At 70.1% G+C, this 26,775-nt stretch carries 25 protein-coding genes and 1 pseudogene; 23 read left to right on the top strand and 3 right to left on the bottom strand.

The window, feature by feature from the left end; genetic code table 11:
• Positions 1-22: 22 nt before the first annotated feature.
• Entirely contained in the window at positions 23-925 is a 903-nt protein-coding gene (locus tag ABZ899_RS03170; protein ID WP_055622871.1) for a tRNA (adenine-N1)-methyltransferase, read from the top strand.
• Between the two features lie 214 nt (positions 926-1,139).
• A complete protein-coding gene (locus ABZ899_RS03175; RefSeq protein WP_361339964.1) occupies positions 1,140-1,718 on the top strand; it encodes a hypothetical protein in 579 nt (192 codons plus the stop codon).
• A gap of 57 nt (positions 1,719-1,775) precedes the next feature.
• Here ABZ899_RS03175 and ABZ899_RS03180 read toward each other — a convergent pair whose 3' ends face one another.
• Complete coding sequence (locus ABZ899_RS03180; protein ID WP_361339966.1) at positions 1,776-2,081, bottom strand: ferredoxin; 306 nt, start codon at positions 2,079-2,081, stop codon at positions 1,776-1,778.
• A 245-nt stretch (positions 2,082-2,326) separates the two neighbouring features.
• Between ABZ899_RS03180 and arc the strand changes: the two genes are divergently transcribed.
• The 6 genes and pseudogenes from arc to prcA all read left to right on the top strand — a co-directional run bounded on the left by arc (position 2,327) and on the right by prcA (position 8,229).
• The gene (gene arc, locus ABZ899_RS03185; RefSeq protein ID WP_361339968.1) at positions 2,327-4,093 is read left to right on the top strand and encodes a proteasome ATPase; all 1,767 of its coding nucleotides are present in this window, start codon (positions 2,327-2,329) and stop codon (positions 4,091-4,093) included.
• 242 nt (positions 4,094-4,335) lie between these two features.
• On the top strand, positions 4,336-5,847 hold the full coding sequence (dop, locus tag ABZ899_RS03190; RefSeq protein ID WP_361339971.1) for a depupylase/deamidase Dop: 1,512 nt from the start codon (positions 4,336-4,338) through the stop codon (positions 5,845-5,847).
• A 199-nt stretch (positions 5,848-6,046) separates the two neighbouring features.
• On the top strand, positions 6,047-6,265 hold the full coding sequence (locus ABZ899_RS03195; protein ID WP_030955201.1) for a ubiquitin-like protein Pup: 219 nt from the start codon (positions 6,047-6,049) through the stop codon (positions 6,263-6,265).
• A gap of 143 nt (positions 6,266-6,408) precedes the next feature.
• Positions 6,409-6,599: pseudogene (locus ABZ899_RS03200) on the top strand (endonuclease VII domain-containing protein); the annotation flags it as partial.
• Positions 6,551-7,396, top strand: a complete 846-nt coding sequence (gene prcB, locus ABZ899_RS03205) for a proteasome subunit beta (protein WP_361339974.1) — start codon at positions 6,551-6,553, stop codon at positions 7,394-7,396. The pseudogene ABZ899_RS03200 and the gene prcB, both read left to right, overlap by 49 nt.
• 59 nt (positions 7,397-7,455) lie before the next feature.
• Positions 7,456-8,229, top strand: a complete 774-nt coding sequence (gene prcA, locus ABZ899_RS03210) for a proteasome subunit alpha (protein WP_361339977.1) — start codon at positions 7,456-7,458, stop codon at positions 8,227-8,229.
• A 70-nt stretch (positions 8,230-8,299) separates the two neighbouring features.
• Here prcA and ABZ899_RS03215 read toward each other — a convergent pair whose 3' ends face one another.
• The gene (locus ABZ899_RS03215) at positions 8,300-9,316 is read right to left on the bottom strand and encodes a LacI family DNA-binding transcriptional regulator (RefSeq protein WP_361339979.1); all 1,017 of its coding nucleotides are present in this window, start codon (positions 9,314-9,316) and stop codon (positions 8,300-8,302) included.
• A 94-nt stretch (positions 9,317-9,410) separates the two neighbouring features.
• On the opposite strand from ABZ899_RS03215, the gene ABZ899_RS03220 reads away from it, so the two are divergent.
• The 11 genes from ABZ899_RS03220 to ABZ899_RS03270 all read left to right on the top strand — a co-directional run bounded on the left by ABZ899_RS03220 (position 9,411) and on the right by ABZ899_RS03270 (position 20,882).
• Positions 9,411-10,670: an MFS transporter gene (locus ABZ899_RS03220; protein WP_361339982.1), complete on the top strand. Its 1,260-nt coding sequence runs from the start codon at positions 9,411-9,413 to the stop codon at positions 10,668-10,670.
• A 9-nt stretch (positions 10,671-10,679) separates the two neighbouring features.
• A complete protein-coding gene (gene pafA / locus ABZ899_RS03225; RefSeq protein WP_361339985.1) occupies positions 10,680-12,041 on the top strand; it encodes a Pup--protein ligase in 1,362 nt (453 codons plus the stop codon).
• A gap of 132 nt (positions 12,042-12,173) precedes the next feature.
• The gene (locus tag ABZ899_RS03230) at positions 12,174-13,175 is read left to right on the top strand and encodes an FKBP-type peptidyl-prolyl cis-trans isomerase (protein ID WP_361339988.1); all 1,002 of its coding nucleotides are present in this window, start codon (positions 12,174-12,176) and stop codon (positions 13,173-13,175) included.
• Between the two features lie 64 nt (positions 13,176-13,239).
• Positions 13,240-13,611 carry an FKBP-type peptidyl-prolyl cis-trans isomerase gene (locus ABZ899_RS03235; protein ID WP_094055282.1) on the top strand — a complete coding sequence of 124 codons (372 nt, stop codon included), beginning with the start codon at positions 13,240-13,242 and terminating at the stop codon, positions 13,609-13,611.
• A gap of 156 nt (positions 13,612-13,767) precedes the next feature.
• The gene (locus tag ABZ899_RS03240) at positions 13,768-14,721 is read left to right on the top strand and encodes a WYL domain-containing protein (RefSeq protein ID WP_361339992.1); all 954 of its coding nucleotides are present in this window, start codon (positions 13,768-13,770) and stop codon (positions 14,719-14,721) included.
• 19 nt (positions 14,722-14,740) lie between these two features.
• On the top strand, positions 14,741-15,757 hold the full coding sequence (locus ABZ899_RS03245; protein WP_361339995.1) for a WYL domain-containing protein: 1,017 nt from the start codon (positions 14,741-14,743) through the stop codon (positions 15,755-15,757).
• A gap of 67 nt (positions 15,758-15,824) precedes the next feature.
• Positions 15,825-16,118 carry a hypothetical protein gene (locus tag ABZ899_RS03250; protein ID WP_361339997.1) on the top strand — a complete coding sequence of 98 codons (294 nt, stop codon included), beginning with the start codon at positions 15,825-15,827 and terminating at the stop codon, positions 16,116-16,118.
• A gap of 82 nt (positions 16,119-16,200) precedes the next feature.
• Positions 16,201-16,395 carry a hypothetical protein gene (locus ABZ899_RS03255; protein ID WP_361340000.1) on the top strand — a complete coding sequence of 65 codons (195 nt, stop codon included), beginning with the start codon at positions 16,201-16,203 and terminating at the stop codon, positions 16,393-16,395.
• Between the two features lie 257 nt (positions 16,396-16,652).
• The gene (tatA, locus tag ABZ899_RS03260; protein WP_361340003.1) at positions 16,653-16,940 is read left to right on the top strand and encodes a Sec-independent protein translocase subunit TatA; all 288 of its coding nucleotides are present in this window, start codon (positions 16,653-16,655) and stop codon (positions 16,938-16,940) included.
• 47 nt (positions 16,941-16,987) lie between these two features.
• Positions 16,988-17,917 carry a twin-arginine translocase subunit TatC gene (tatC, locus tag ABZ899_RS03265; RefSeq protein ID WP_361340005.1) on the top strand — a complete coding sequence of 310 codons (930 nt, stop codon included), beginning with the start codon at positions 16,988-16,990 and terminating at the stop codon, positions 17,915-17,917.
• A gap of 112 nt (positions 17,918-18,029) precedes the next feature.
• Positions 18,030-20,882: a DEAD/DEAH box helicase gene (locus ABZ899_RS03270; protein WP_361340008.1), complete on the top strand. Its 2,853-nt coding sequence runs from the start codon at positions 18,030-18,032 to the stop codon at positions 20,880-20,882.
• 63 nt (positions 20,883-20,945) lie between these two features.
• Here ABZ899_RS03270 and helR read toward each other — a convergent pair whose 3' ends face one another.
• Positions 20,946-23,129 (bottom strand): RNA polymerase recycling motor ATPase HelR, encoded by a 2,184-nt coding sequence (helR, locus tag ABZ899_RS03275; protein WP_361340011.1) that lies wholly within the window; start codon positions 23,127-23,129, stop codon positions 20,946-20,948.
• 586 nt (positions 23,130-23,715) lie between these two features.
• Here helR and ABZ899_RS03280 point away from each other — a divergent pair.
• The 4 genes from ABZ899_RS03280 to ABZ899_RS03295 are packed head-to-tail and all read left to right on the top strand — an operon-like array spanning position 23,716 to position 26,714.
• Positions 23,716-25,311, top strand: a complete 1,596-nt coding sequence (locus tag ABZ899_RS03280) for an ATP-binding protein (RefSeq protein ID WP_361340013.1) — start codon at positions 23,716-23,718, stop codon at positions 25,309-25,311.
• On the top strand, positions 25,308-25,715 hold the full coding sequence (locus ABZ899_RS03285) for a roadblock/LC7 domain-containing protein (protein ID WP_062672133.1): 408 nt from the start codon (positions 25,308-25,310) through the stop codon (positions 25,713-25,715). The genes ABZ899_RS03280 and ABZ899_RS03285 overlap by 4 nt, the downstream gene beginning before the upstream one ends.
• Positions 25,712-26,113 (top strand): DUF742 domain-containing protein, encoded by a 402-nt coding sequence (locus tag ABZ899_RS03290; protein WP_361340016.1) that lies wholly within the window; start codon positions 25,712-25,714, stop codon positions 26,111-26,113. Before ABZ899_RS03285 ends, ABZ899_RS03290 begins: the two co-directional genes overlap by 4 nt.
• Positions 26,094-26,714, top strand: a complete 621-nt coding sequence (locus ABZ899_RS03295; RefSeq protein ID WP_361340019.1) for an ATP/GTP-binding protein — start codon at positions 26,094-26,096, stop codon at positions 26,712-26,714. Before ABZ899_RS03290 ends, ABZ899_RS03295 begins: the two co-directional genes overlap by 20 nt.
• Positions 26,715-26,775 lie beyond the last annotated feature (61 nt).

Below are 26,775 nucleotides of genomic sequence, written 5' to 3' on the forward strand. Positions count from 1 at the left end.
GAAACGCCGGTAGGCTGTTCACATGTCCGAACCGACCGGTGCCGCCCGCAGGCGCGGGCCCTTCAAGGTCGGGGACCAGGTTCAGCTGACCGACCCCAAGGGCCGCCACTACACGTTCACGCTCGAAGAGGGAAAGAACTTCCACACCCACAAGGGTTCCTTCCCCCACGACGAGCTGATCGGCGCTCCCGAGGGCAGCGTTGTCCGCACCACCGGTAACGTCGCCTACCTCGCGCTGCGCCCCCTGCTCCCCGACTACGTCCTGTCCATGCCCCGCGGGGCGGCCGTCGTCTATCCCAAGGACGCGGGGCAGATCCTCGCCTTCGCCGACATCTTCCCCGGCGCCCGCGTGGTCGAGGCCGGCGTCGGCTCCGGCTCGCTCAGCAGCTTCCTCCTGCGCGCCATCGGCGACCACGGCATGCTGCACTCCTACGAGCGGCGCGAGGACTTCGCCGACATCGCCCGGCAGAACGTCGAGCGCTACTTCGGCGGCCCCCACCCCGCCTGGCAGCTCACCGTCGGCGACCTCCAGGACAACCTCAGCGACACCGACGTCGACCGCGTCATCCTCGACATGCTCGCCCCCTGGGAATGCCTGGAGGCCGTCTCCAAGGCGCTCGTCCCCGGCGGCATCGTCTGCTGCTACGTCGCCACCACCACCCAGCTCGCCCGGACCGTCGAGTCCATCCGCGAGATCGGCTGCTTCAACGAGCCGACCGCCTGGGAGACGATGATCCGCAACTGGCACATCGAGGGCCTCGCCGTCCGCCCCGACCACCGGATGATCGGGCACACCGGCTTCCTGCTCACCGCCCGCCGCCTCGCCGACGGCGTCGAGCCGCCCATGCGGCGCCGCCGCCCCGCCAAGGGCGCCTACGGCGAGGACTACGAGGGCCCCAACGCCGACCGCGGCGCCGGCCGCTGACCCACGGCCCGCACCACCGACAACGCGAAGGCGCTGGGGTGGAGTTCCCGGCACCGCCCGGGAACTCCACCCCAGCGCCCTTTCGTTCGCGGCCCCGCCCACTCGGCCCGACCGCAACCGCACCAAGTACCCACCCCGCCGTTCCCTCGCACTGTGACGTGTGGCACGATGCTGGCCACCCCCACCGGCACAGCCCTCACAGGAGACGCTCCTAGTGCAGCAAACCGCCGTCCCGGAACTGGCACACACCCACACCCGGCCCATCCACTGGGTCGCCACCGCCACGGCGCTCGCCGGCGTCGTGGCGCTCTCCAGCGTCCTCCAGCCCGACTCGGCGACCGCGGCCCAGCCGACCGCCACCGACGCCAAGAACGCCCCGGCGGCCGTCGCACCCCCCGACCCCGCCAAGGCCGACTTCCCGCTCACCTGCGGACCGGTCAAGGCGATCGTCGTCAAGAAGGCCACCGGAGACCTCGACGGCGACCACCGCCCGGAGACCGTCGCCGTCGTCCACTGCGACTCGCCCATGGGCACCCCGCCCGACGGCGTCTACGTCCTGACCCAGGCCGCCGGCGCCACCGCGCCCCGCATCGTCGCCACGCTCATCGACCCCAAGGACAGCATCACCGTCCGTGACATCGCGGTGCGTGACGGAGCGGTCGCCGCCCACCTCTACGGCTACTCGTCACCGGACGTGCCCCGCTGCTGCCCCGACGTGAACGACAGCGCGAAATGGCAGTGGAAGAACGGCTCGTTCGTGCGCTCGACACCCGCCGGAGCACAGAGCGTCTGACCCCCGCCACCCAGCGTGTGAGAAATCAGACAGGCGTAACGAGCCGTGCGGACACGGTCACTCGGCGTCCGGGCCGAACACCTCGACCTTGTCCAGAACACGGCGTACATGGATGCACTCGCCCGGGCACTCCCGCGCCGAGTCCACCACATCCGTGAGAAGCGGCAGCGGCACGGGCGTTGCCGCCCCCTCCGTCTGCAACAGCTCGTCGTCGGCGCTCTTCACGTAGGCCAGACCGTCGATGTCCAGCTCGAACACCTCAGGCGCATACTGGGCACAAATACCGTCACCGGTGCACAACGCCTGATCGATCCAGACCTCCAGCGCCTCACCCTCGACCCCGGCCGCCTGCTCCACGCTCATCTCTCCCACCGCTTCCCCCGCCCAGCCGCACGGGAATCCGGCCAGCTCCGACGGGTGTTGAACACCTCGACACTACCCCTGCCTGGGTTCCAATCATGTTCGGTGGGTATTCCCCTGGCGTGAGGGAGAGCGCAAGGGTGAAGATCGGACACACCCCGACCGTCTTTGTGATCTAGGGGTTTCAATCGACACCCACCCAGGTAGGGTCTGGAAGCGTCCAGCTCCCCTTGGAGGAGGTGAGGACCGTGGCAGCCCACGACGACGACATGAACCGCGGCATCCGCCCGGGACGAGGGTCCGACGACCCGGCCGGGCAGATCGCCTACCTTGAGCAGGAGATCGCCGTCCTGCGACGCAAGCTCGCCGACTCTCCGCGGCACACGAGGATTCTCGAAGAGCGGATCGTCGAACTGCAGACCAACCTGGCCGGCGTGTCCGCCCAGAACGAGCGACTCGCGAACACGCTCCGTGAGGCCCGCGACCAGATCGTGGCCCTCAAGGAGGAAGTGGACCGGCTCGCACAGCCACCGGCCGGCTTCGGTGTCTTCCTGCAGGCCAACGAGGACGGCACCGCCGACATCTTCACCGGAGGCCGCAAACTCCGCGTGAACGTCAGCCCGAGCGTCGAACTCGACGACCTCCGGCGCGGCCAGGAGGTCATGCTCAACGAAGCCCTCAACGTGGTCGAGGCCATGGAGTTCGAGAGCGTCGGCGACATCGTCACCCTCAAGGAGATCCTCGAGGACGGCGAACGCGCACTCGTCCTCGGGCACACCGACGAAGAGCGCGTCGTACGCCTCGCCGAACCCCTGCGCGGCGTCAACATCCGCCCCGGCGACGCCCTCCTGCTCGAACCCCGATCCGGCTACGTCTACGAGATCGTCCCCAAGAGCGAGGTCGAAGAACTCGTCCTCGAAGAAGTCCCCGACATCGGCTACGAACAGATCGGCGGCCTGGGCGGCCAGATCGAGGCCATCCGCGACGCCGTGGAACTGCCCTACCTCTACCCGGACCTGTTCAAGGAGCACGAACTGCGCCCGCCCAAGGGCGTCCTGCTCTACGGGCCCCCCGGATGCGGAAAGACGCTCATCGCCAAGGCCGTCGCCAACTCGCTGGCCAAGAAGGTCGCCGAAGTCACCGGCCAGGCCGCCGGCAAGAGCTTCTTCCTCAACATCAAGGGACCCGAGCTCCTCAACAAGTACGTCGGCGAGACCGAGCGGCAGATCCGCCTCGTCTTCCAGCGCGCCCGGGAGAAGGCTTCCGAGGGCACACCCGTCATCGTCTTCTTCGACGAGATGGAGTCCCTCTTCCGCACCCGCGGATCCGGCGTCAGCTCGGACGTGGAGAACACCATCGTCCCGCAGCTCCTCGCCGAGATCGACGGCGTGGAGGGCCTGCAGAACGTGGTCGTCATCGGCGCCTCCAACCGCGAGGACATGATCGACCCCGCCATCCTGCGCCCCGGCCGGCTCGACGTGAAGATCAAGATCGAGCGTCCCGACGCCGAAGCCGCCAAGGACATCTTCGGCAAGTACCTCACCGAGCGCCTCCCGCTCCACTCCGAAGACCTCGGGGAACACAGCGGCGACAAGTCGATGACGGTCCAGAGCATGATCCAGACCGCCGTCGAGCAGATGTACGCCGAATCCGAGGAGAACCGCTTCCTGGAAGTCACCTACGCCAACGGAGACAAGGAAGTCCTCTACTTCAAGGACTTCAACTCCGGCGCCATGATCGAGAACATCGTCGGCCGCGCCAAGAAGATGGCGATCAAGGACTTCCTCGAGCACAACCAGAAGGGTCTGCGCGTCTCCCACCTCCTCCAGGCGTGCGTGGACGAGTTCAAGGAGAACGAGGACCTGCCCAACACCACCAACCCGGACGACTGGGCCCGCATCTCCGGAAAGAAGGGCGAACGGATCGTCTACATCCGCACCCTCATCACCGGAAAGCAGGGCGCGGACACCGGACGCTCCATCGACACGGTGGCGAACACCGGTCAGTACCTGTAAAAGGCAGGGCGGCTGCGGGCTCCCCACCGGGAACCCGCAGCCGACTGTTTTTCCGGCCATGCCGGACCGAAGGCGACCAACGCAATGACGCAAATGATCTCCCCACCAGCGCAAAGGCGTTCTAGGCTCTTCCATACCGCAGAGTCGCGCAGTGCGGGGACGGGCACCGCACACGCCACCGAGCGCCAGCGGTATCTGCGCGGCGCCCACGACCGAGGGCGCCGCCGGGCAAGGAGGGCCGCATGACCGTACGGCGAGTAATGGGCATCGAGACCGAGTACGGAATCTCCGTCCCCGGCCACCCCAACGCCAATGCCATGCTCACCTCATCCCAGATCGTCAACGCCTACGCGGCGGCGATGCACCGGGCCCGCCGGGCCCGCTGGGACTTCGAGGAGGAGAACCCGCTGCGCGACGCGCGAGGCTTCGACCTCGCCCGCGAGGCCGCCGACTCCAGCCAGCTCACCGACGAGGACATCGGCCTCGCCAACGTGATCCTCACCAACGGCGCACGGCTCTACGTCGACCACGCGCACCCCGAGTACAGCGCCCCCGAGGTGACCAACCCCCGGGACGCCGTCCTCTGGGACAAGGCCGGCGAGCGCATCATGGCCGAAGCCGCCGAACGAGCCGCTCAGCTGCCCGGCGCGCAGCCCATCCACCTCTACAAGAACAACACCGACAACAAGGGCGCCTCCTACGGCACGCACGAGAACTACCTGATGAAGCGGGAGACCCCCTTCTCGGACATCGTGCGCCACCTCACGCCCTTCTTCGTCTCCCGCCAGGTCATCACCGGGGCCGGCCGCGTCGGCATCGGCCAGGACGGCCACGAACACGGCTTCCAGATCAGTCAGCGCGCCGACTACTTCGAGGTCGAGGTCGGCCTCGAGACGACACTCAAACGGCCCATCATCAACACCCGGGACGAGCCCCACGCCGACGCCGAGAAATACCGCCGCCTCCATGTGATCATCGGCGACGCCAACCTCTCCGAGATCTCGACGTACCTCAAGCTCGGCACCACCGCGCTCGTCCTGTCCATGATCGAGGACGGCTTCATCGCCGTCGACCTCGCCGTGGACCAGCCCGTCCGCACCCTCCACCAGGTCTCCCACGACCCGACGCTGCAGCGCCTCATCACCCTGCGCAGCGGCCGCACGCTCACCGCGGTGCAGCTCCAGATGGAGTACTACGAGCTGTCCCGCAAGTACATCGAGGAACGTTTCGGAGCCGACGCCGACGAGCAGACCAAGGACGTCCTCACCCGCTGGGAGGACACCCTCAACCGGCTCGAGCACGACCCCATGAGCCTCGCCGGCGAACTCGACTGGGTCGCCAAGCGCGAACTCATGGAGGGCTACCGGCGCCGCGACGGCCTCGACTGGGACGCCGCCAAGCTCCACCTCCTCGACCTCCAGTACGCCGACGTACGGCCGGACAAGGGCCTCTACAACCGCCTCGCCGAGCGGGGCCGCATCAAGCGCCTCCTGGACGAGGAGACCGTCCAGCGGGCCAAGACCAAGCCGCCGGAGGACACCCGCGCCTATTTCCGAGGCCGCTGCCTGGAGCAGTACGCCGACGACGTCGCCGCGGCCTCCTGGGACTCGGTCATCTTCGACCTCCCCGGACGCGACTCGCTCCAGCGCGTCCCAACCCTCGAACCACTTCGCGGAACGCGAAATCACGTCAAGGAGCTCCTGGACCGCTGCCGCAGCGCGGAAGACCTGGTCAGGGTCCTGTCGGGTCACTGAGGGGTACTCGTGCCGGGCCGGCCGAGGACCGGCCCGGCAGGGTGGAAAACCCGGCGGCCGGGAATCATCGAGATGGCCCCCGTACGTTGGACAAACTGCGGGGCCGATGTCGGACCCGGCTTGTAGGGTCTGATCATCACCGATCGGCAGGAAAGCCGACCTGTCGACCATGTCGGGCGAACTGAGCGGGGTGAGGGATATGGCAACCAAGGACACCGGCGGCGGACAGCAGAAGGCCACGCGTTCCACCGAGGAGGTCGAGGAGCAGGCCGCGGAGACACAGGCCTCGGAAGACCTCAAGGAGCGCCAGGAGAAGCTGAGCGACGACGTCGACTCGGTCCTGGACGAGATCGACGACGTGCTCGAGGAGAACGCCGAGGACTTCGTTCGATCGTTCGTTCAAAAGGGCGGGGAGTAGCCTTCACATCGAAGGATGCGGGGGGCTCTCAGTTTGTTAACGAAGGCGAGGTGGCGCGCTGTTCGCGGTGCCGGGAGGTCGAGCCGCGAGCAGCGTTCGCCACGAGCTGCTCGATGCCTGACGGCTTGCATGCCTGGTGCCCGGCTCCGGCCCTTCATGTGGATCATTGCCATGAGACGGGTAGGGTCCGTGGCGTAGTGTGCTTCAACTGCAATTCGGCCATCGGCAAGTTGGGGGCGACCCTGACGCCGTCCGCCGGGCCGCCGCTTACTTGGAAGGAATCGCGTGGAAGCCAACACTCGTAGCACCGGGCGTCTACCAGCTGCCTTCCTGACGCCTGGGTCGTCCTCGTTCATGGACTTCCTCGCCGAGCAACAGCCCGAGCTGCTGCCCGGCAAGCGTCAACTGCCGCCCACCCAGGGTGTGATCGAGGCGCCGCACGGCACCACGATCGTCGCCGTGACGTTCCCGGGCGGTGTGGTGCTCGCCGGTGACCGGCGGGCCACGATGGGCAACATCATCGCGCAGCGGGACATCGAGAAGGTTTTCCCGGCCGACGAGTACTCGGCGGTGGGGATCGCCGGCACGGCGGGTCTGGCCGTGGAGATGGTGAAGCTGTTCCAGCTGGAGCTGGAGCACTTCGAGAAGGTCGAGGGTGCGCAGCTGTCGCTGGAGGGCAAGGCGAACCGGCTGTCCACGATGATCCGGTCGAACCTGGGCATGGCGATGCAGGGTCTGGCCGTGGTGCCGCTGTTCGCGGGGTACGACGTGGACCGTGAGCGGGGGAGGATCTTCTCCTACGACGTCACGGGCGGGCGTTCGGAGGAGCACGGGTACGCGGCCACGGGTTCGGGTTCGGTCTTCGCGCGCGGCGCGATGAAGAAGCTGTTCCGTGAGGATCTGAGCGAGGCCGAAGCCACGACGCTGGTGGTGCAGGCCCTGTACGACGCGGCTGACGACGACTCGGCGACCGGTGGTCCCGATGTCGCGCGCCGGATCTACCCGATCGTCACGGTGATCACCGAGGACGGTTTCCGTCGGCTCGGCGACGAGGAGTCCTCCGAGATCGCGCGTTCCGTCCTGGAGCGGCGTCTGGAGCAGCCCGACGGTCCGCGGGCTCCGCTGCTGTAGCGGCTGGTCCGGTTTTTCCAGGTGATCGTGTGACTTCGACAGAAAGGGACGGATAACCGGTGTCGACGCCGTTCTATGTGTCACCCCAGCAGGCGATGGCCGACCGGGCGGAGTATGCCCGGAAGGGCATCGCGCGTGGTCGCAGCCTCGTCGTGCTGCAGTATGCCGACGGCATTGTGTTCGTCGGTGAGAATCCGTCCCGTGCGCTGCACAAGTTCAGTGAGATCTACGACCGGATCGGTTTCGCGGCCGCCGGTAAGTACAACGAGTACGAGAATCTGCGGATCGGTGGAGTGCGGTATGCCGATCTGCGGGGTTACACCTATGACCGTGACGATGTGACGGCCCGGGGTCTGGCGAACGTGTACGCGCAGACGCTGGGCACGATCTTCTCGTCCGCGGCGGAAAAGCCGTACGAGGTGGAGCTGGTCGTCGCGGAGGTCGGTGAGACTCCGGAGGGCGACCAGATCTATCGGTTGCCGCATGACGGTTCGATCGTGGACGAGCACGGTTCGGTCGCGGTCGGTGGCAACGCGGAGTTGATCAGCAACTATCTGGATCAGCGGCATCAGGACGGGATGAGTCTGGCGGAGGCGCTGCAGCTGGCCGTGCAGGCGTTGTCGCGGGAGTCGAACGGTTCGCAGCGGGAGATTCCGGCGGAGCGGCTGGAGGTGGCGGTGCTCGACCGTACGCGTCCGCAGTCGCGGAAGTTCAAGCGGATCGTGGGCCGTCAGCTGGGCCGGCTGCTGGAGGCCGGTGGCGCGGCCACGGAGGCGGAGAGCGCGGACGAGCCGGACGAGTCGGAGGGGTCGTCCGGCGGTTCGGAGAAGTAGCCGGCCCTTTCACCCCGCTTGTGTGCCCCGGTCGCCCGCGCGGTCGGGGCACCGGCGTGTCCGGGGACGCTCAGGAGGCCTTGGGAGGTGCCGTGGAGCCGCGGACGACGAGCTGGACGGGGATGTCCCCCTGTTCCGGTGTACGCCCGTCGAGGACGGCGAGGAGGGCCTGCATGCCGCGCTCGCCGAAGAGCTCGGCGTCGAGGCGGACCGTGGTGAGTTCGGGGTCGATGGCGGTGGCGAGGGCGAGGTCGTCGAGGCCGGTGACGGAGATGTCGTCGGGGACGCGCAGCCCGAGGCGGCGGACGGCCTTGTAGGCGCCGGCGGCCAGTTTGTCGTCGTCGCAGACGATGGCGGTGGGGTGGGGGTCTGCTGCGGCGAGGGCGCCGGCGGTGGCGGTGCGGGCCGCGTCGATGGAGATGGGGGCGTGTGCGACGCGCAGGGTGGTGCCGGGCGCGGCGGCGAGCCGGGTGGTGAGTTCGCGGGCGCGTACGTCGAAGGTCCAGGAGGGGATGTCGGCGGCGAGGTGCAGGAAGCGGCGGTGGCCGAGGCCGAGCAGGTGGTCGGTGATCTGGCGGACGCCGTCGGCGATGTCGAGGTTGACGGTGGCGGCGCCGAGGCTGCCTGCGGGGTCGCTGTCGAGCATGACGAGGGGAAGCTGGTCGCCGCGGATCGTGGTCAGGGCGTCGGCGGCCATGGAGGAGGCGATGACGCCGTCCAGGGCGGTCTGGGCGGAGGCGAAGGGGTCGCGGGCGGGACCGATGCCCTCGGGGGAGGGGTAGAGGACGACGCCGAAGCCGTGCCGGGCGGCGACGCGGGCGGCCCCGGTGTAGACGCCCGCGAAGAATTCGGTGGTCAGGGCGGGCACCACCAGGAGCACGGTGCGGGTGTGGCCGAGGCGGAGGTTGCGGGCGGCGAGGTTGGGCCGGTAGCCGAGGCGGCGGGCGGCCTCGCGGACGCGTTCGGCGGTGGCGGGGGACACGCGGCCGCGCCATTTGTCGCCGAGGACGAGTGAGACGGCCGCCTGGGAGACTCCCGCGGCCCGGGCGACGTCCCGGCTGGTGGGGCGGGTCCTGCCTGCTGCCACGGTGGGCCTGCTCCTTCGTCTGGACTGCGAACAGCGCACATGGTACGTATGACGAGCGACGTTATACGTAAAACTTCGGAGGGTGGTGCGGCCGATGACCGGGGCCTACCTGGAGGTCCTCAGGGCGAGGCACGCCGCCCGGCTGCTGGTGGGCACGCTGGTGGGCCGGCTGCCGAACGCGGTGGCGGCCCTCGCCATCGTGCTGTTCGTGCGGGCGGAGGGCGGCTCGTACAGCCTGGCCGGCGGACTGGCGGCGGCGTACGGCGTGGCCAACGCGGTGGGCCAGCCGGTGCTGGGGCGGCTGGTGGACATGTTCGGGCAGCCGCGGGTGCAGCTGCCGGCCGCCGTCGCGTCGGCCGTCGCGACGGCCGTCTTCGCCGTCGTGGGCATCGGCGCCCTGGGGGCGGCGTACGCGGCCGTGGTGGCGGCGGGGCTGTTCACCCCGCCGCTGGAGGGCGGTCTGCGGGCCCTGTGGTCGTCGGTGCTGCCGGGGGAGGGGCAGGTGCACACGGCGTACGCGATGGACGCCGTGGCGCAGGAGGTGATGTTCACGGTCGGCCCGCTGCTGCTGACGCTGGGGGCGTCGCTGTGGTCGGCACAGGCCGCCCTGGTGCTGCTGAACGTGATCGGCGTGCTGGGGGCGCTGTCGGTGGTGGTCTCGCCGCCGTCGCGTGCCTGGCGTTCGGAGCCGCGTGAGGCGCACTGGCTGGGGGCGCTGCGGTCGCCGGGGCTGCTCGCGCTGCTGGGGGCGTTCCTGTTCGTCGGCATGGCGATGGGGTCGATAGCGGTCGCGGCGGTGTCGTACGCGGACGACCACGGCGGGGACGTGGTGTACGGCTGGCTGATGGCCGGCCTCGGGCTGGGCGCGCTCATGGGCGGTGTGGTGTACGGGGCGCGGCAGTGGGGCGGTGAGCCCGCGCGACGGCTGCGGACGCTGGTGGCGTTCCTGGCGGTGTGTTACCTGCCGCTGACGCTGATGCCGGGCGTGGTGGCGATGACGGCCCTCGCGGTGCTGGCGGGGGTGTTCCTGGCGCCGTCGATCGCGTGCGCGTTCGTGCTGGTGGACCGGCACGCCCCGCGGGGCACGGTGACGGAGGCGTTCTCGTGGCTGGTGACGACGTTCACGGTGGGCGCGTCGGTGGGGACGGGTGTGGCCGGGCCGGTGGTGCAGGCGGGCGGGGCGCTGTGGGGGTTCGCGGTGCCGGGGGCGGCGGGGGCCGTGTCGTTGCTGGTTCTGGTGGCCACGGGGCGGGTCCTCGCAGCTCCCGGACGGGGGGCGGTCGTTGCGGCTTCATCGGAAAATGATCCGAACCGTGCTGTCGAACCCCGTTTCAGCTCAGGGGATCGGGCGTAATGTTCAGTCATGGACCGCCGCATTTTCGGGCTGGAGAACGAGTACGGCGTCACGTGTACGTTCAGGGGACAGCGCCGCCTGTCTCCCGACGAGGTGGCGCGGTACCTCTTCCGCCGTGTCGTGTCATGGGGCCGCAGCAGCAATGTCTTTCTGCGAAACGGCGCCCGCCTCTATCTTGACGTGGGCTCACATCCGGAATACGCGACACCCGAATGTGACAACGTGACCGAGCTGGTCACCCACGACAAGGCCGGCGAGCGCATTCTCGAAGGACTCCTGGTGGACGCCGAACGACGCCTGCACGAGGAGGGAATCGCGGGCGACGTCTACCTCTTCAAGAACAACACGGACTCGGCCGGAAACTCCTACGGCTGCCATGAGAACTATCTGGTGGCACGCCATGGCGAGTTCTCCAGGCTCGCGGACATCCTCATCCCGTTCCTGGTGACCCGGCAGCTGCTGTGCGGCGCCGGGAAGGTGCTGCAGACGCCGCGCGGTGCGGTGTACTGCGTGAGCCAGCGGGCGGAGCACATCTGGGAGGGCGTCTCCTCGGCGACGACGCGTTCCCGGCCGATCATCAACACGCGGGACGAGCCGCACGCGGACGCGGAGCGCTACCGGCGTCTGCACGTCATCGTGGGCGACTCGAACATGTCCGAGACGACGATGCTGCTGAAGGTCGGCGCCACCGACCTGGTGCTGCGCATGATCGAGGCGGGCACGGTGATGCGGGACCTGACCCTGGAGAACCCGATCCGGGCGATCCGCGAGGTCAGCCATGACATCACGGGCCGGCGCAAGGTGCGTCTGGCCAGCGGCCGGGAGGCCTCGGCGCTGGAGGTGCAGCGCGAGTACTACGAGAAGGCCGTGGACTTCTGCGAGCGCCGCGGTATCCGTACCGGGACGGTCGAGCAGGTCCTGGAGCTGTGGGGCCGGACGCTGGACGCGATCGAGACGGAGGACCTCGACCGCATCGGTACCGAGATCGACTGGGTCATGAAGTACAAGCTCATCGAGCGGTACCGGGCCAAGCACAACATGACGATGTCGCATCCGCGGGTCGCGCAGATAGACCTCGCGTACCACGACATCCACCGGCGCCGTGGGCTGTACTACCTGCTGGAGAAGAAGGGGCAGGCCACCCGGATCTGCAACGACCTGAAGATCTTCGAGGGCAAGTCGGTGCCCCCGCAGACCACTCGGGCCCGGCTGCGCGGCGACTTCATCCGCCGGGCGCAGGAGCAGCGCCGGGACTTCACGGTCGACTGGGTGCATCTGAAGCTGAACTACCAGGCACAGCGCACGGTGTTGTGCAAGGACCCGTTCCGTTCGGTGGACGACCGGGTGGAGAAGCTGATCGCCGGAATGTGAGGCGGGCGCGGTCCGGGCCGGACTGCCGGAACGCAACACGGGCGCCGTACGTTTCCCGTACGGCGCCCTCCCCACGCCGTAGAGTTGCGCGCACGCCTGTCCGCAAGATCGACTGATTACGAGGCCCCCACCGTGCGCCGACGCTCCCTTCTCATCGCCGTACCCGCAGGAATGGTCACGCTCGCCGCTTGCGGTGACGACAAGGACTCGGGGGGCGAGGCGAGTGACAGCGTGTCGCCGTCGGCGCCGGAGCAGTCGGCCGCGCCGTCGCCGAAGATCGTGGACGGTCCGCTGCCGGCGATCACGGCGGGCACGAAGTTCGGTCAGAAGCCCAAGGTCGCCAAGGGCGAGGGGAAGCCCTCGAAGGACCTGGCGGTGCGCACGGTCATCGCGGGCAGCGGCAAGACGGTCGCCGAGAACGACTACCTCCAGGCGAACTACCTGGGGCAGATCTGGGCGACGGGCAAGGTCTTCGACAACTCCTACGACCGCAAGACACCGCTGCTGATCCAGCTGTCGCAGGGCCGCATCATCGACGGCTGGCGGTACGCGCTGACCGGCAAGAAGGTCGGCAGCCGGGTCGAGATGGCCGTCCCGCCGACCTGGGGCTACGGCAAGGAGGGCAACGAGCAGGCGGGGATCAAGGGCACCGACACCCTGGTGTTCGTGGTCGACATCGAGGACTCGTTCAACGCGTCGAGCTCCGCGAAGGGCAAGAAGGTCGCCCAGGACGACCCGGACCTGCCGAAGGTCGGCACCAACACCGACGGCAAGGCGCCCTCCATCGAGGTCCCGAAGACCGACCCGCCGAAGAAGCTGGTGTCGAGGTACATCCTGGAGGGTGACGGCGACGAGGTCGCCGCGGAGAACACCGTCCTGGTGCAGTACAAGGGCGTGCAGTGGGCCACCGGCAAGGAGTTCGACTCGTCGTACGCGGCGAAGCAGCTGGTGTCGTTCCCGCTGGCGCAGGTCGTCAAGGGCTGGTCGCAGGGGCTGGCCGGCAAGAAGGTCGGCAGCCGCGTGCTCATCGTCATCCCGCCGGAGCTGGGGTACGGCGACCAGCCGCCGCAGGGCAGCGGCATCGCGAAGAACGCCACGCTGGTGTTCAGCGTGGACATCCTCGCCAAGATGTGACCCCACCCCGGGTGATGAAAGACTGACCGCGTTGTCTTTCCACGACAAGCATGGAGCGTAAGACGTGAGCATCGACAAGCCCGAGATCGACTTCCCGGGCGGCGAGCCCCCGGCGGACCTCGAGATCAAGGACATCTGGGAGGGCGACGGTCCGGTCGCGGAGGCGGGTCAGACCGTCACCGTCCACTACGTGGGTGTGGCCTTCAGCACGGGCGAGGAGTTCGACGCCAGCTGGAACCGCGGCACGCCGTTCCGCTTCCCGCTGGGTGGCGGCCGGGTCATCAAGGGCTGGGACCAGGGCGTGCAGGGCATGAAGGTCGGTGGCCGCCGTCAGCTGACGATCCCGGCGCACCTGGCCTACGGCAACCAGAGCCCGACCCCGGCGATCAAGCCCGGCGAGACGCTGATCTTCGTGGTCGACCTGCTCGGCGTCTGACCGTCGCGTCCGGTCGCCGCCTGTGATCGGGGGGCGACCGAAGCCGACTACCTGGGGTCCATGCCTGTCCGGGCATGGGCCCTCGGCTTTTGCCGCGCCCCCGCGGGGCGGTACGGTCATCGGTCGTAAGCACCATAAGGAAGGCGAAGGGCGTCGATGGCCATTGCCAAGGCAGAGCGGCTCATGAATCTGGCGCTGTGTCTGCTCGGGACGCGGCGGCCGCTGAGCAAGCGCGAGCTGCGTGAGTCCATCGAGGCCTACCTGGAGGCGGGCTCCGACGACTCCTTCAACCGGATGTTCGAGCGCGACAAGGACGATCTGCGCGAGCTCGGCCTGGTCATCGAGACGGTGGAGAACCTGGACGGCGAGGTCGGCTATCTCGCCCGCCGCGACAGCAACCGGCTGCCGCCGATCACCCTGGACGCCGAGGAGGCGGCCGCCCTCGGGCTGGCCGCGAAGGTGTGGCAGCAGGCCCGGCTCGCCGGCGCGGCCAGCGGCGCCCTGCAGAAGCTGCGCGCGGCCGGCCTGCCGGAGGACGTCGACCCGTACGAGCCGCACAGCGCGCTGGAGCCCCGTATCCCGGTGCACGAGGCGGCGTTCGAACCGCTGATGCTGGCGTGCCGGGACCGGCGGCCGGTCATGTTCGACTACCGCAAGGCCACCGCGGCCCGCCCCGAGCCCCGGCATGTGGAGCCGTGGGCGCTGGAGTGCTGGCGCGGCCACTGGTACCTGGCGGGCTGGGACCGCGACCGGGGCGCCGAGCGGGTGTTCCGGCTGTCCCGGATCACCGGCAAGGTGCGCAGCCGCGGCGGCCGCTTCACCGCCGAGGTGCCGGACGTCGTGACCGTGCGCGAGACCGTGGCGAGCTGGGCGGGGGAGATCGCCGACCGGTCCGCGCTGATCCGGCTGCGCACGGGCGCCGGTTACCCCCTTCGGGCGAAGGCCACCTCGGTCCGGGAACTCGGGGACGGCTGGGACGAGTTGGAGATTCCGTACGGCCACGGACTGGACGCCTGGCTGGTGGAGTTCGGACCGGACGTGGTGGTGCTCGAGCCCGCCGAGCTGCGGGCCGACGTGGTGGACCGGCTGCGTGCCGTGGCCAAGGGCTGAGGGGGAGCGGAGCAAGACAGTGGCAGGCAAACCGGTCAGGCCCACGAGCGCCATCGACCAGACCCGGCGGATGCTCTCCCTGGTGACCTATCTGAAGGAGCGGCCCGGCGCGCGCGTCGAGGACGTCGCGCGTGCCTTCGGCATCTCCGAGGACGAGCTGGTCTCCGACCTCGACGTGCTGCCCATGTGCGGCACCAGCTTCCGCGGCGGTGATCTGCTCGACATCGACACCGACGGCGAGCGCATCTGGTGGCACAACCCGGACGACGTCGCCGAGCCGCTGCGGATCGCCGCCGACGAGGCGACCGCGCTGCTCGTGGCGGCCCGCGCGGTGGCCACGCTGCCGGGGCTGCGCGAGAGCGACCGGCAGGCGCTGCTGCGGGCCACCGCGAAAGTGGAGACGGCGGCCGGTGAGGCGGCCGGGGCGAGCGCCCGGCTGTCGGTGACGTTCGAGTCCGAGGGCGGGGTCTTCGCCGACGTCGACCGGGCGATCTCCGAGCGGCGCCGGCTGTGGATCCGCTACTACTCGCCGGCCCGTGACGAGGTGACCGAGCGGGAGATCGACCCCATCCGGCTGGTCAGCGTCGGCCACACCTATGTGGAGGCCTGGTGCCGGCGCTCGGAGGCGCGGCGCACCTTCCGGCTGGACCGGGTCGCCGAGATCAAGATCCTCGACGAGCCGTCCGCGCCGCCGGAGGTGGAGCTGCGGGACCTTTCCGAGGGCCTGGTGCAGCCCGCCGCGGAGGACCCGGAGGTCGTGGCCGAGGTCGGCCCGGGCGGACGCTGGGTCGCCGAGTACTACCCGCACGACAACGCCGATGAGCTTCCGGACGGCGGGCTGCGTATCACCTTGCGTACGCCCGACCCGGCGTCCCTGCGGCGTCTGGCGCTGCGGCTCGGCCGGGACGGCCGGATCGTGTCGCCGTCCGATCTGGCCGACAGCGCCCGGCAGGCGGCCCGCGAGGCGCTGGCGGCGTACGACGGGATGGAGATGCGGGGCGCCGGCGCGGCGCACGCGGTGCGGGACGGGCAGTAGGGGCGAAGCGGTCCGGCGGCCGGCCGGGCCGGCGGCACGGCAGCAGGCGACAGGCGGGAGCAGGACTTTGAACGAGTCGGCGACGTCCGGGGTGCGGGCAGTGACGGTGGCATCCGCTTTCGCCGGGATGAGAAGCGTGACCCCGGTGGTGTTCCGGGCGGGCTGCCCGGACTGCCGGGGCCGGTTCGAACTCGCCGCGCAGGCCCTCAGACTCGTCGTCGGCGCCAGCAGCCGCACGACGTTCTACTCGTTCACGTGTCCCGCGTGCGGGGCCGGGGTCCGCAAGCCGGCGGGGGAGCGGGTCGTGGAGCTGCTGACCGGCGGCGGCGTCAGCACCCTGCGGCTGCACTCGACGGTCTAGGGGTCGTCTCGCCGATCGTGCCGGGCTCCCGGTGATCCGGCCTGATCGACAGGACACTCCGAGGACCGTCTAGGCTCGGCTCATGTTCTGGCCGATGTTCGCGGTAGCTGTGGGTTTCGTGGGTCTCGCCGTCCTCGGTGTGCTCGCCGTGCGGGTGTTCGTGGAGGCGCAGCGCCTCGGCCGTCAGGTGACGGAGTCGGCCCGCCGCATCAACAGGGCGGCGGAGGACCTGGAGCGGGCGTCGGTCGGTGTGGCCCGCGCCGCGGACTCCCTGTAGGGCGTTCAAGGAATCGGTGTGAGTGCCGGGCCGTGTGCGTTTTGGACCGCTTCGCCCTGTCGACGGGCAGTGGGTGACAGGTACGCTGCTCACTTGCGGCCCGGGAGCGAGGCGCGGGCACGCGACTGGGAGTATGCACAGGGATTGTCCTGCGTTCACCCCCGAGCGTTACGATCGCTGGCAGCACGGTGGTCGGACGTATGTCCGACCGGCCGGGTATTCGGACCATGTCGCCTCGGTGAAGAAGGTATACAGCTATGGGTAGGCTCGGCCCCACCGAGATCATCCTGATCCTCGTCGTCATCATCCTGCTGTTCGGTGCGAAGAAGCTCCCGGACATGGCCCGATCCCTCGGCAAGTCGGCCCGCATCCTCAAGAGCGAGGCCAAGGCGATGAAGGACGACGACAAGTCCGCCGCCCCCGCCGACCCGCCGAACACCACCGGCGACCAGCAGCCCCCCGCCCAGCGCGTCATCCAGGCTTCCCCCGGCGACGTGAACAGCTCGCGCCCGGTCAACGAGTCGACGGACACCACGCAGCGCTGACGCAGGGCCGGTGACCTCCGGCCCGCCGCACGAGATGGGAACGTGGGTTGCTGAAGTCTGCCCGCAAACAGGAGAAGGACCCCGAGGGGCGGATGCCGCTCGCGGAGCACCTTCGTGAGCTCCGCAACCGGCTCGCGAAGGGCATGCTGGCCATCACGCTCGTCACCATCGTGGCCGCCTTCTACAACCAGCAGTTGATGGAGTTCCTCTCCGACCCCGTGCCCAAGTGCGCGAAGGGTCTCGGTGAGACCACGGGCGGCGCCTGCGCGGTCGTCGCGTACACCGATCTCCTCTCTCCCTTCACCACCACGGTGAAGGTGAGCCTCATGGCGGGCATCGTCCTGGCGAGCCCGTTCTGGCTGTACCAGCTGTGGGCGTTCGTCGCCCCGGGTCTGCACAGGCACGAGCGCAAGTACACGTACTACTTCGTGGCGGCCGCGGTCCCGCTGTTCCTCGGCGGCGCCTGGCTCGCCTACACGATCATGCCGGTGAGCATGCGCGTGCTGCTCGGCATCACGCCCGAGGGCTCGGCGAACATCCTGCCGATGGACAAGATCCTCGACTTCAGCGTCCGGATGGTCCTCGTCTTCGGCGCCGCCTTCGAACTGCCGCTGCTGCTGATCATGCTGAACCTCACCGGCGTGGTGACGGGCCGCCGCATGCTCGCCTGGTGGCGCGGCGTCGTCATGGGCGTCTTCATCTTCGGCGCGGTCGCCACGCCCACCACCGACCCGGTCGGCATGATCGCCCTCGCCGGGCCGATCGTCGTCCTGTACTTCATCGCCGTCGGCATCTCCCTGCTGAACGACCGCCGCCGCCACCGCAACGACCCCGACGCGGCCCTCGACGACGACGAGGCCTCCGACCTCGACCTGACCCCCGAGAGCATCGGCGAGGTCGAGCGCGTCTCCCCGAGCCGCGCCCTGCCGGAGCAGGCCACCACGGAACGCGTCAACGGCTACGACGACGTGACCTGACCGGCAGCCACCACGAGCACACGGCCGGGGCGCCCACGGCGTGTGCCCGGCTGCTCGCGCTCCGCAGTCCTGCGCCGGGCGGACGCCGGGGCGCCGGCCGCAGATCCGGATAATGATCGTCCTGTTGTCAGCGGCGCCCGGTACGCTCGAAAGCACGATGACAGAGGATCTCTCACCGGCCGAGCGGTACGCGGCAGCACGCAGGCGCGCTACCGAGCAGGCCACCGCGCTCGCCTCCTTCCGCGAGATGTACGACTTCGGCCTCGACCCCTTCCAGATCGAGGCGTGCCAGGCGCTCGAGGCGGGCAAGGGCGTCCTGGTGGCCGCGCCCACCGGCTCGGGCAAGACGATCGTCGGCGAGTTCGCCGTCCACCTCGCCCTGCTGCAGGGCAAGAAGTGCTTCTACACCACGCCCATCAAGGCGCTGTCCAACCAGAAGTACGCCGACCTGTGCCGCCGCTACGGGGACGACAAGGTCGGCCTGCTCACCGGTGACAACAGCATCAACTCCGACGCCCCCGTCGTCGTGATGACGACCGAGGTCCTGCGGAACATGCTGTACGCCGGATCGCAGACCCTCCTGGGCCTCGGCTACGTCGTCATGGACGAGGTGCACTACCTCTCCGACCGCTTCCGCGGCGCCGTCTGGGAGGAAGTGATCATCCACCTCCCCGAGTCGGTCACCCTCGTCTCGCTGTCGGCGACCGTCTCCAACGCCGAGGAGTTCGGCGACTGGCTCGACACCGTCCGCGGCGACACCGAGGTGATCGTCTCCGAGCACCGGCCCGTGCCGCTGTTCCAGCACGTGCTCGCCGGACGCCGGATGTACGACCTGTTCGAGGAGGGCGAGGGCCACCGCAAGGCGGTCAACCCCGACCTGACCCGGCTGGCGCGGATGGAGGCCACCCGGCCCTCCTACCAGGACCGCAGACGCGGCCGCGCCATGCGGGAGGCCGACCGCGAGCGCGAGCGCCGCCAGCGCTCCCGCGTGTGGACCCCGAGCCGTCCCGAAGTCATCGAGCGGCTCGACGCCGAGGGCCTGCTGCCCGCCATCACGTTCATCTTCAGCCGCGCCGCCTGCGAGGCCGCCGTCCAGCAGTGCCTGCACGCGGGGCTGCGGCTCAACGACGACGAGGCCCGGGAGCGGGTGCGCTCCCTGGTCGAGGAGCGCACCGCCGCCATCCCCACCGAGGACCTGCACGTCCTCGGGTACTACGAGTGGCTGGAGGGCCTGGAGCGCGGTATAGCCGCCCACCACGCCGGGATGCTGCCGACGTTCAAGGAGGTCGTCGAGGAGCTCTTCGTCCGCGGCCTCGTCAAGGCCGTCTTCGCCACCGAGACCCTCGCCCTCGGGATCAACATGCCCGCCCGCTCGGTGGTCCTGGAGAAGCTCGTCAAGTGGAACGGCGAGCAGCACGCCGACATCACCCCCGGCGAGTACACCCAGCTCACCGGCCGTGCGGGCCGCCGCGGCATCGACGTCGAGGGGCACGCCGTGGTGCTGTGGCAGCGCGGCATGAGCCCCGAGCACCTCGCGGGCCTCGCCGGCACCCGCACCTATCCGCTGCGCTCCAGCTTCAAGCCGTCGTACAACATGGCGGTCAACCTGGTGGAGCAGTTCGGCCGGCACCGCTCGCGCGAGCTGCTGGAGACGTCGTTCGCCCAGTTCCAGGCCGACAAGTCGGTCGTCGGCATCTCCCGCCAGGTGCAGCGCAACGAGGAGGGGCTCTCCGGCTACCAGGCGTCCATGACCTGCCACCTCGGCGACTTCGAGGAGTACGCGCGGCTGCGCCGCGAACTCAAGGACCGCGAGACCGAGCTGGCCCGGCAGGGCGCGGTGGAGCGCCGCGCGGAGGCCGCGGTCGCGCTGGAGCGGCTCAAGCCGGGAGACGTCATCCACGTGCCGACGGGCAAGTACGCGGGCCTCGCCCTCGTGCTGGACCCCGGTCTGCCGGCCGGCCGGTCCAACGGCCACCGGGGCTTCGAGCACCACGACGGTCCGCGCCCCCTGGTCCTCACCGCCGAACGGCAGGTCAAGCGGCTGGCGTCGATGGACTTCCCGGTGCCCGTGGAGGCGCTGGAGCGGATGCGCATCCCGAAGTCCTTCAACCCGCGCTCCCCGCAGTCGCGTCGCGACCTCGCCTCCGCGCTGCGCACCAAGGCCGGGCACATCGCGCCGGAGCGCCACCGCAAGCGGCGTGCGCAGGCCGCCGACGACCGGGAGATCGCCCGGCTGCGCAAGGCGATCCGGGCGCACCCCTGCCACGGCTGCGACGACCGCGAGGACCACGCCCGCTGGGCCGAGCGCTATCACCGGCTGCTGCGTGACACCTCGCAGCTGGAGCGCCGTATCGAGGGCCGCACGAACACCATCGCGCGCACCTTCGACCGGATCGTCGCCCTGCTCACCGAGATGGACTACCTGCGGGGCGACGAGGTCACCGAGCACGGCAAGCGGCTCGCCCGGCTCTACGGCGAACTCGACCTGCTGGCCAGCGAATGCCTGCGCGAGCGGGTGTGGGAGGGCCTGGACCCGGCCGAACTGGCCGCGTGCGTCTCGGCGCTGGTGTACGAGGCACGCGTCGGGGACGACGCCATGGCCCCCAAGCTGCCGTCCGGCAAGGCGAAGGCCGCCCTCGGCGAGATGGTCCGGATCTGGGGGCGCCTCGACGCCCTGGAGGAGGACTTCCGGATCACTCAGAGCGAGGGTGTCGGCCAGCGCGAACCCGACCTCGGCTTCGCCTGGGCCGCCTACATGTGGGCCAACGGCAAGGGCCTGGACGAGGTGCTGCGGGAGGCGGAGATGCCGGCCGGGGACTTCGTGCGCTGGTGCAAGCAGGTGATCGACGTGCTCGGGCAGATCGCGGCCGCCTCCCCGATGGAGGGCTCGACGGTGGCCAAGAGCGCGCGCAAGGCCGTGGACGGGCTGCTGCGCGGCGTCGTCGCCTACTCGTCGGTGGGCTGAGCGTACGGGGCCGGCGCCCGCACCGGTCCGGGGGGTGACCCCGGACCGGCCGGCCACCGGCCCTCACCGGAGGACGACCAGTTGCCGGGTGGCCCGGGTCATCGCCACGTAGTGGTCGACGGCGGCCTCGACGCCCTCGCCGAAACGCTCGGGCCGGACCAGCACGACCAGGTCGAACTCCAGTCCCTTCGTCAACTCCGGTGGAAGGGAACGCACCCGGTCCGTCGACGGGTGGCCGGGGGCGCCGATGACACAGGCGATCCCGTCGGCGTTCCCGGCCAGCCAGGCGTCCACGACCGCGTCCAGGTCCGCGACCGGGCCGTGAACGACGGGGAAGCCTCCGCTGCGGATGGACGTCGGCACGTTGGCGTCCGGCAGCACGGCCCGGATCACCGGCTCCGCCTCCGCCATGATCTCCCGCGGGGTGCGGTAGTTGACGGTCAGGGACGCCTCTTCGACCCGGTCCAGACCGACCCGCTCCAGGCGTTCCCGCCATGACTCGGTGAAGCCGTGCCGGGCCTGGGCCCGGTCGCCGACGATGGTGAAGCTCCGGGACGGGCACCGCTGCAGCAGCATCTGCCACTCGGCGTCGGTGAGCTCCTGTGCCTCGTCGACCACGATGTGCGCGAACGGGCCCGCCAGCAGATCCGGGTCGGGTTCGTCGAGCTCCGCCTCGTCGACCAGGCTGACCTGGGCGTCCTGACCGCGCAGCATCCGCACCAGGCCCTCGCCGTCGTCACCGTCCGCCCCCGAGTCCGCGACGGCGTCGATCAGGTTGTCCACGACCCGCGTCATCCGCTCCCGCTGCGCGGCGAGGGTCCGTGCGTGCCGCTGCCTGCGCCGGGCCGCCTCCGGATCGCCGAGCCGCTGGCGGGCCGCGTCCAGGAAGGGAAGGTCGGACACCGTCCAGGCGTCCGGCCGCTCACGCTGGAGCAGCCGTACCTCGTCCGGGCCGAGCCACGGGGCGCACAGACGCAGATACGCGGGGACCGTCCACAGGTCGCCGACCAGGTCGGCGGCCTCCAGAAGCGGCCACGCCCGGTCGAAGGCGGCGCGCAACTCCCTGTGCCGCTCCAGCGCTCTGCGCAGCAGCCGCGCCGGTACCTCCGCGTCGTCGCCCGAGGCGTCCTCCTCGTGCCGGTCGGCCAGGAGGGTGAGCAGTTCCTCCCAGACCTGGCCGCGGGCCTCGTTGTGCGGGGTGCCGGGCTCCGCCGCGTCGAACGCCGCCGCCCAGTCGCCGGCGGTCAGCCGGATCTCGGACCAGGGGGTCGACACCGTCATGCCCTCGTGGGGCGGTTCCTCGTAGAACCGCACCCCCTTCTCGATCGCCCGCACCAGGTCCGCGGACGACTTGAGCCGGGCCACCTCCGGGTCCGGCTCGGCGGTGGCCGTGGCGCCCTCGGCCACGAGATCCCGCAGTACGCAGGTCTGCACACCCTCCTCGCCGAGGCTGGGGAGCACGTCGGAGACGTACGCCAGATAGGGCCGGTGCGGGCCGACGAACAGCACCCCGCCCCTGCGGTGCCCGAGGCGCGGGTCGGCGTGCAGGAGGTAGGCCGAGCGGTGCAGGGCGACCACGGTCTTGCCGGTGCCCGGTCCGCCGTCCACGACGAGCGCGCCCCGGGACCCGGCGCGGATGATGGCGTCCTGGTCGGCCTGGATGGTGCCGAGCACGTCCCGCATCCGCGCCGAGCGGTTCCCGGCGAGGCTCGCGACGAACGCCGACTGGTCGTCGAGCGCGGCGTGCCCCGACAGGCCGTCCGGGGTGAACACCTCGTCCCAGTAGTCGCTGATCAGGCCGCCGGTCCACCGGTACCGGCGGCGGCTCGCCAGGCCCATCGGGCGGGCGTGGGTGGCCCCGAAGAACGGCTCGGCGGCGGGGGAGCGCCAGTCGACCAGCAGCCGGCGGCCCGTGCTGTCGGTCAGGCCGAGCCGTCCCACGTACACGGGCCGCGGGTCGTCCGCGAAGACCATCCGGCCCAGGCAGAGGTCCAGGCCGAAGCGGCGCAGGGTGCGCAGCCGGGCGGTGAGGCGGTGGATCTCGGTGTCCCGGTCCATGGCCTGCCGGCCCAGGCCGCCCTCCGCTCTGCGTTCGGCGGCGAGCCGCTCGGTGAGGTCGGCCGTCGTCTCCTCGAGGCAGCGGGCGATGGCGGCGAAGTGCCGGTCGTCGTCGGCGATCAGCTCGGGGCCGGCCTTGGCCCGTCGACGGTCGTCGAGGGCGAACGCGGTGGTGGGGAGAGGGTGCAAGCGGGGTCTCCGATCCGAGGTCGCCGAGGCGCCGGGAGTGTTTGCTGGTCAGACCGGAGATTGTGCGCCATCGAGGGGGCCTTGCCGCAAGGCCCCCTGTGCGCTATAAGTTGAAAGTGGCAAGGAGTGCCTGACTCCTTGCCTTTCGTGTTTCCCGGACCCCTTCGACGCGGATTCCCGGACCTCTTCGATCCGGTCGGGGCAGGGCGTGTGTTCGGTTCGTCTCGCGCGCCACATCCGCCAGGCGTGCCCCGCCCGTCCCGCCTGCCTCTCCCCGCTCTCGCCGCCCCGGAAACGGGGCCTTCACGTGAGTGGTATTCGCACACGCGTACGTCATGACATTCCGTGTTCGAATGTGTGCCCAGCGTGCAAAAGAGCCGAGCGTACTCCTGCCGCACGGGCCGTTTCAGGTGCTTGCTGAATATGACACGGCGATGATCCGGTCGGACTAAGCTCGCCCGCAGCGCACCGAGTTGAGGTGTATTCGTGCGCTTGTTCCCTAAACATCGGAGAAGTCCGACATACCCATGACATACCCCCCTGCAAACCCTCCCTACACCCACTCGATCCATTTCAGAGGGCCCACATGGTGAGCGTTCAATCCCCGACCCGTCGGCGTGAACTCCCTTATGCGCGCGTGCTTCTGCTGCCGGCCATAGCGATGGCCGCGGCCACCGGAGCCGCCGTCGCCGTCGTGGCGGAACCGGCCCGGACGGCCGTCGGTGTGTGCGGTGCCGTGGCCTTGGCGCTCGTGCTGGCCTGTGCGGCCGAGGCGGTCCGCCGTGGACGTGCCCTGCGGGACGCGCAGGCCGAGCACGCCCGTCACATCGCGTATCTGGAACGACGCGTCGCCGCCCACGAGGAGGAGATGGTCCGCCTCGCCACGGAGATCACGCCGGCCGCCATCCACCGGCTGCGGTGCGGCGCCTCGCCGTACGAGGTGATGCGGGACCTGGGGGAGATCGATCCGTCGTACGCGGAACTCCCCCCGGTGCAGGTGGAGTTCGTGCGCCAGATGATCGACCTCGTCGACCACGAGGAAGCCCTGCGCGACTCCGCGCAGCGCTCCTTCGTCAGCATCGCCCGCCGCGTCCAGTCGATCGTCCACCAGCAGGCCGTGGAACTGCGGGAGATGGAGGAGGACCACGGGCGCAACCCCGAGGTCTTCGACGACCTCCTGCGCATCGACCACGGCACCATGCTGATCGGCCGCCTCGCCGACTCCATCTCCGTCCTCGGCGGCGGCCGCCCCGGACGGCAGTGGCCCGACCCCGTCCCGCTGTACAGCGTGCTGCGCGGCGCCATGTCCCGCATCCTCGAGTACCGGCGCATCAGCCTGGACTCGATCGCCAAGGTCAACATCGCCGGCATCTCCGTCGAGCCGGTCATCCACGCCGCCGCCGAACTCCTCGACAACGCCACGCGGTACTCGCCGCCGCAGACCAAGGTGCACGTCACCGCCACCGAGGTGCAGACCGGCGTCGCCATCGAGATCGAGGACGCCGGGGTCAGCCTCAGCGAGGAGGCCCGCGCCCGGGTCGAGGGCATGCTCGAACGGGCCAAGCAGGGCACCGACCTCCAGGAGCTCGGCGAGTCCCCGCGCCTCGGCCTGGCCGTCGTGGGACGCCTGTGCACGGCGTACAACATGCAGGTCTCGCTGCGGTCGTCGGCGTACGGCGGTGTCCGCGCCGTCCTCGTCGTGCCGCGCGACATGATGACCACCGAGCCGGCTCCCGGTCTCGCCCACGGCATCGGCGCCGGCGCCGCCCCCAAGGCGGAGGGCCCCGACGTGCTCGAAGGACCCAAGCGCGCCCCCAAGAAGCGCCGCCCCACCAGCCCCAGGATCCCCGCGGCGGTCTCCATGGAGGACGACGTCCCCGTCGTCACGGAGTGGACCGCGAACGGACTGCCCCAGCGCCGCAGCCGGGTGAAGACCCCGCTCAGCAAGCGGATCGCCGAGCAGGCGGCCATCGAGCAGGCCGAGCGGGAGGGCCGTCCGACGATCTGGTCGACGCGCGCGGCCGAGCCCGAGCCCGCCGCACCGGCGGAGGACGAGCCCGTGCCCGGCGCCTGGGTGGAGGCGTTCTGGAACGGACTCAAGGACAAGCCGGACCCGCTCACACTCCAACCGCGAACCCAACCGGCCCGCCCCGAGGCCGATGACGAGGGGGACCTCAAGTGATCCAGCAGCGTGCCAACTTCGACTGGATGCTCAAGGAGCTCTACGACGGCGTACCAGGCATCCAGATGATCGTCGTGCTGTCCGCCGACGGTCTGCGCATCGCCCGCTACGGCGGCGAACCCGACACCGCCGACCGGGTCGCGGCGGCCTGCGCCGGCCTGCAGAGCCTGGCCAGCGCGGTCGCCCAGGAGATCCCGAAGAGCGACGGCAAGATGAAGATGGTCCTGATCGAGATCAACGGCGGCTACTTCTATCTGATGGCCGCCGGCGCCAACGCCTATCTCGCCGTCCTGTCCGACACGTTCGCCGAGCCCGGCCTGATGAGCAACCGCATGTCCGACCTCGTGGCCCGCATCGGCGCCCATCTCACCAGTCCGCCCCGGCGGAACGGGCAGACCGTATGACTCCTCCGAAACGCCGGCGGCGCGAACCCCAGGAACACTTACCTCCACCGCCCGCACCCGCCGGGAAGCAGAAGAACCCGGAACGGCTGTTCGTCGTGGCCGGCCCCGACGGCGGGGAGCGGGACGGGGACCTCGACCTCGTCACGCTGATCGTGGCGCGCGCCGACCCCCCGCCCTCGGCCACACCGGAGCAAGCGGCACTGCTCCGGCTGTGTACGGCCCCCCTGTCCGTGGCCGAACTCTCGGCCTATCTCAGCCTGCCGTTCAGCATGATGACGGTCGTTCTCACCGACATGCTCACGGCCGGGCTGGTGACCGCCCGCGCGCCGATCGTGCGCCAGGCAGTCGCCGACCGTTCAATCCTCGAAGCGGTGATGCATGGACTTCAAAGGCTCTGACGTCGTCCCTGGTCCACGGACCGAGGACCAACTGCCGCAGACGGCCGAGGCCGCGGTCAAGATCGTGATCGTGGGTGGCTTCGGCGTCGGCAAGACGACCATGGTCGGGTCGGTCAGCGAGATCAAACCGCTGACCACCGAGGAGACCATGACGCAGGCCGGTATCGGCGTCGACGACAACTACGGCTCGGACACCAAGACGGCCACCACGGTCGCCATGGACTTCGGCCGCATCAGCATCACGGAACAGCTCGTGCTGTACCTGTTCGGCACCCCGGGCCAGGAACGCTTCTGGTTCCTGTGGAACGGGCTGTTCGAAGGCGCGCTGGGCGCGGTCGTCCTGGCCGACACCCGCCGCCTGGAGGTCAGCTTCGACGTCATAGGGCGGCTCGAGGAACGCGGTGTGCCCTTCGTCGTGGCGGTCAACACCTTCCCGGACGCGCCCCGTTACGCCGTCTCCGAGCTGCGCACGGCCCTCGACCTGGCCGAGGAGATCCCCATCGTCGAGTGCGACGTCCGCCGCCGGGCCTCCAGCCGGGACGTCCTGATGACCCTGATGCACTTCCTGCACGCGCTGGCGACGGCGAAGACGCCTGTGTGAGCCACGCACCGGTCGAGCCGTCCCCCTGGTGCCGACCGGGTCCTCCCCCCGACCTCTTGCA

It is taken from the genome of Streptomyces sp. NPDC046859 (assembly GCF_040645135.1).
Lineage (GTDB): Bacteria > Actinomycetota > Actinomycetes > Streptomycetales > Streptomycetaceae > Streptomyces.

Excerpts from the sequence above, each read along its gene's own strand:
- ABZ899_RS03170 (WP_055622871.1), top strand. The coding sequence starts at position 23 with ATGTCCGAACCGACCGGTGCCGCCCGCAGGCGCGGGCCCTTCAAGGTC.
- ABZ899_RS03180 (WP_361339966.1), bottom strand. The coding sequence starts at position 2,081 with ATGAGCGTGGAGCAGGCGGCCGGGGTCGAGGGTGAGGCGCTGGAGGTC.
- dop (WP_361339971.1), top strand. The coding sequence starts at position 4,336 with ATGACCGTACGGCGAGTAATGGGCATCGAGACCGAGTACGGAATCTCC.
- ABZ899_RS03195 (WP_030955201.1), top strand. The coding sequence starts at position 6,047 with ATGGCAACCAAGGACACCGGCGGCGGACAGCAGAAGGCCACGCGTTCC.
- ABZ899_RS03220 (WP_361339982.1), top strand. The coding sequence starts at position 9,411 with ATGACCGGGGCCTACCTGGAGGTCCTCAGGGCGAGGCACGCCGCCCGG.
- pafA (WP_361339985.1), top strand. The coding sequence starts at position 10,680 with ATGGACCGCCGCATTTTCGGGCTGGAGAACGAGTACGGCGTCACGTGT.
- ABZ899_RS03240 (WP_361339992.1), top strand. The coding sequence starts at position 13,768 with ATGGCCATTGCCAAGGCAGAGCGGCTCATGAATCTGGCGCTGTGTCTG.
- ABZ899_RS03255 (WP_361340000.1), top strand. The coding sequence starts at position 16,201 with ATGTTCTGGCCGATGTTCGCGGTAGCTGTGGGTTTCGTGGGTCTCGCC.
- tatA (WP_361340003.1), top strand. The coding sequence starts at position 16,653 with ATGGGTAGGCTCGGCCCCACCGAGATCATCCTGATCCTCGTCGTCATC.
- ABZ899_RS03270 (WP_361340008.1), top strand. The coding sequence starts at position 18,030 with ATGATCGTCCTGTTGTCAGCGGCGCCCGGTACGCTCGAAAGCACGATG.
- ABZ899_RS03280 (WP_361340013.1), top strand. The coding sequence starts at position 23,716 with ATGGTGAGCGTTCAATCCCCGACCCGTCGGCGTGAACTCCCTTATGCG.
- ABZ899_RS03290 (WP_361340016.1), top strand. The coding sequence starts at position 25,712 with ATGACTCCTCCGAAACGCCGGCGGCGCGAACCCCAGGAACACTTACCT.
- ABZ899_RS03295 (WP_361340019.1), top strand. The coding sequence starts at position 26,094 with ATGGACTTCAAAGGCTCTGACGTCGTCCCTGGTCCACGGACCGAGGAC.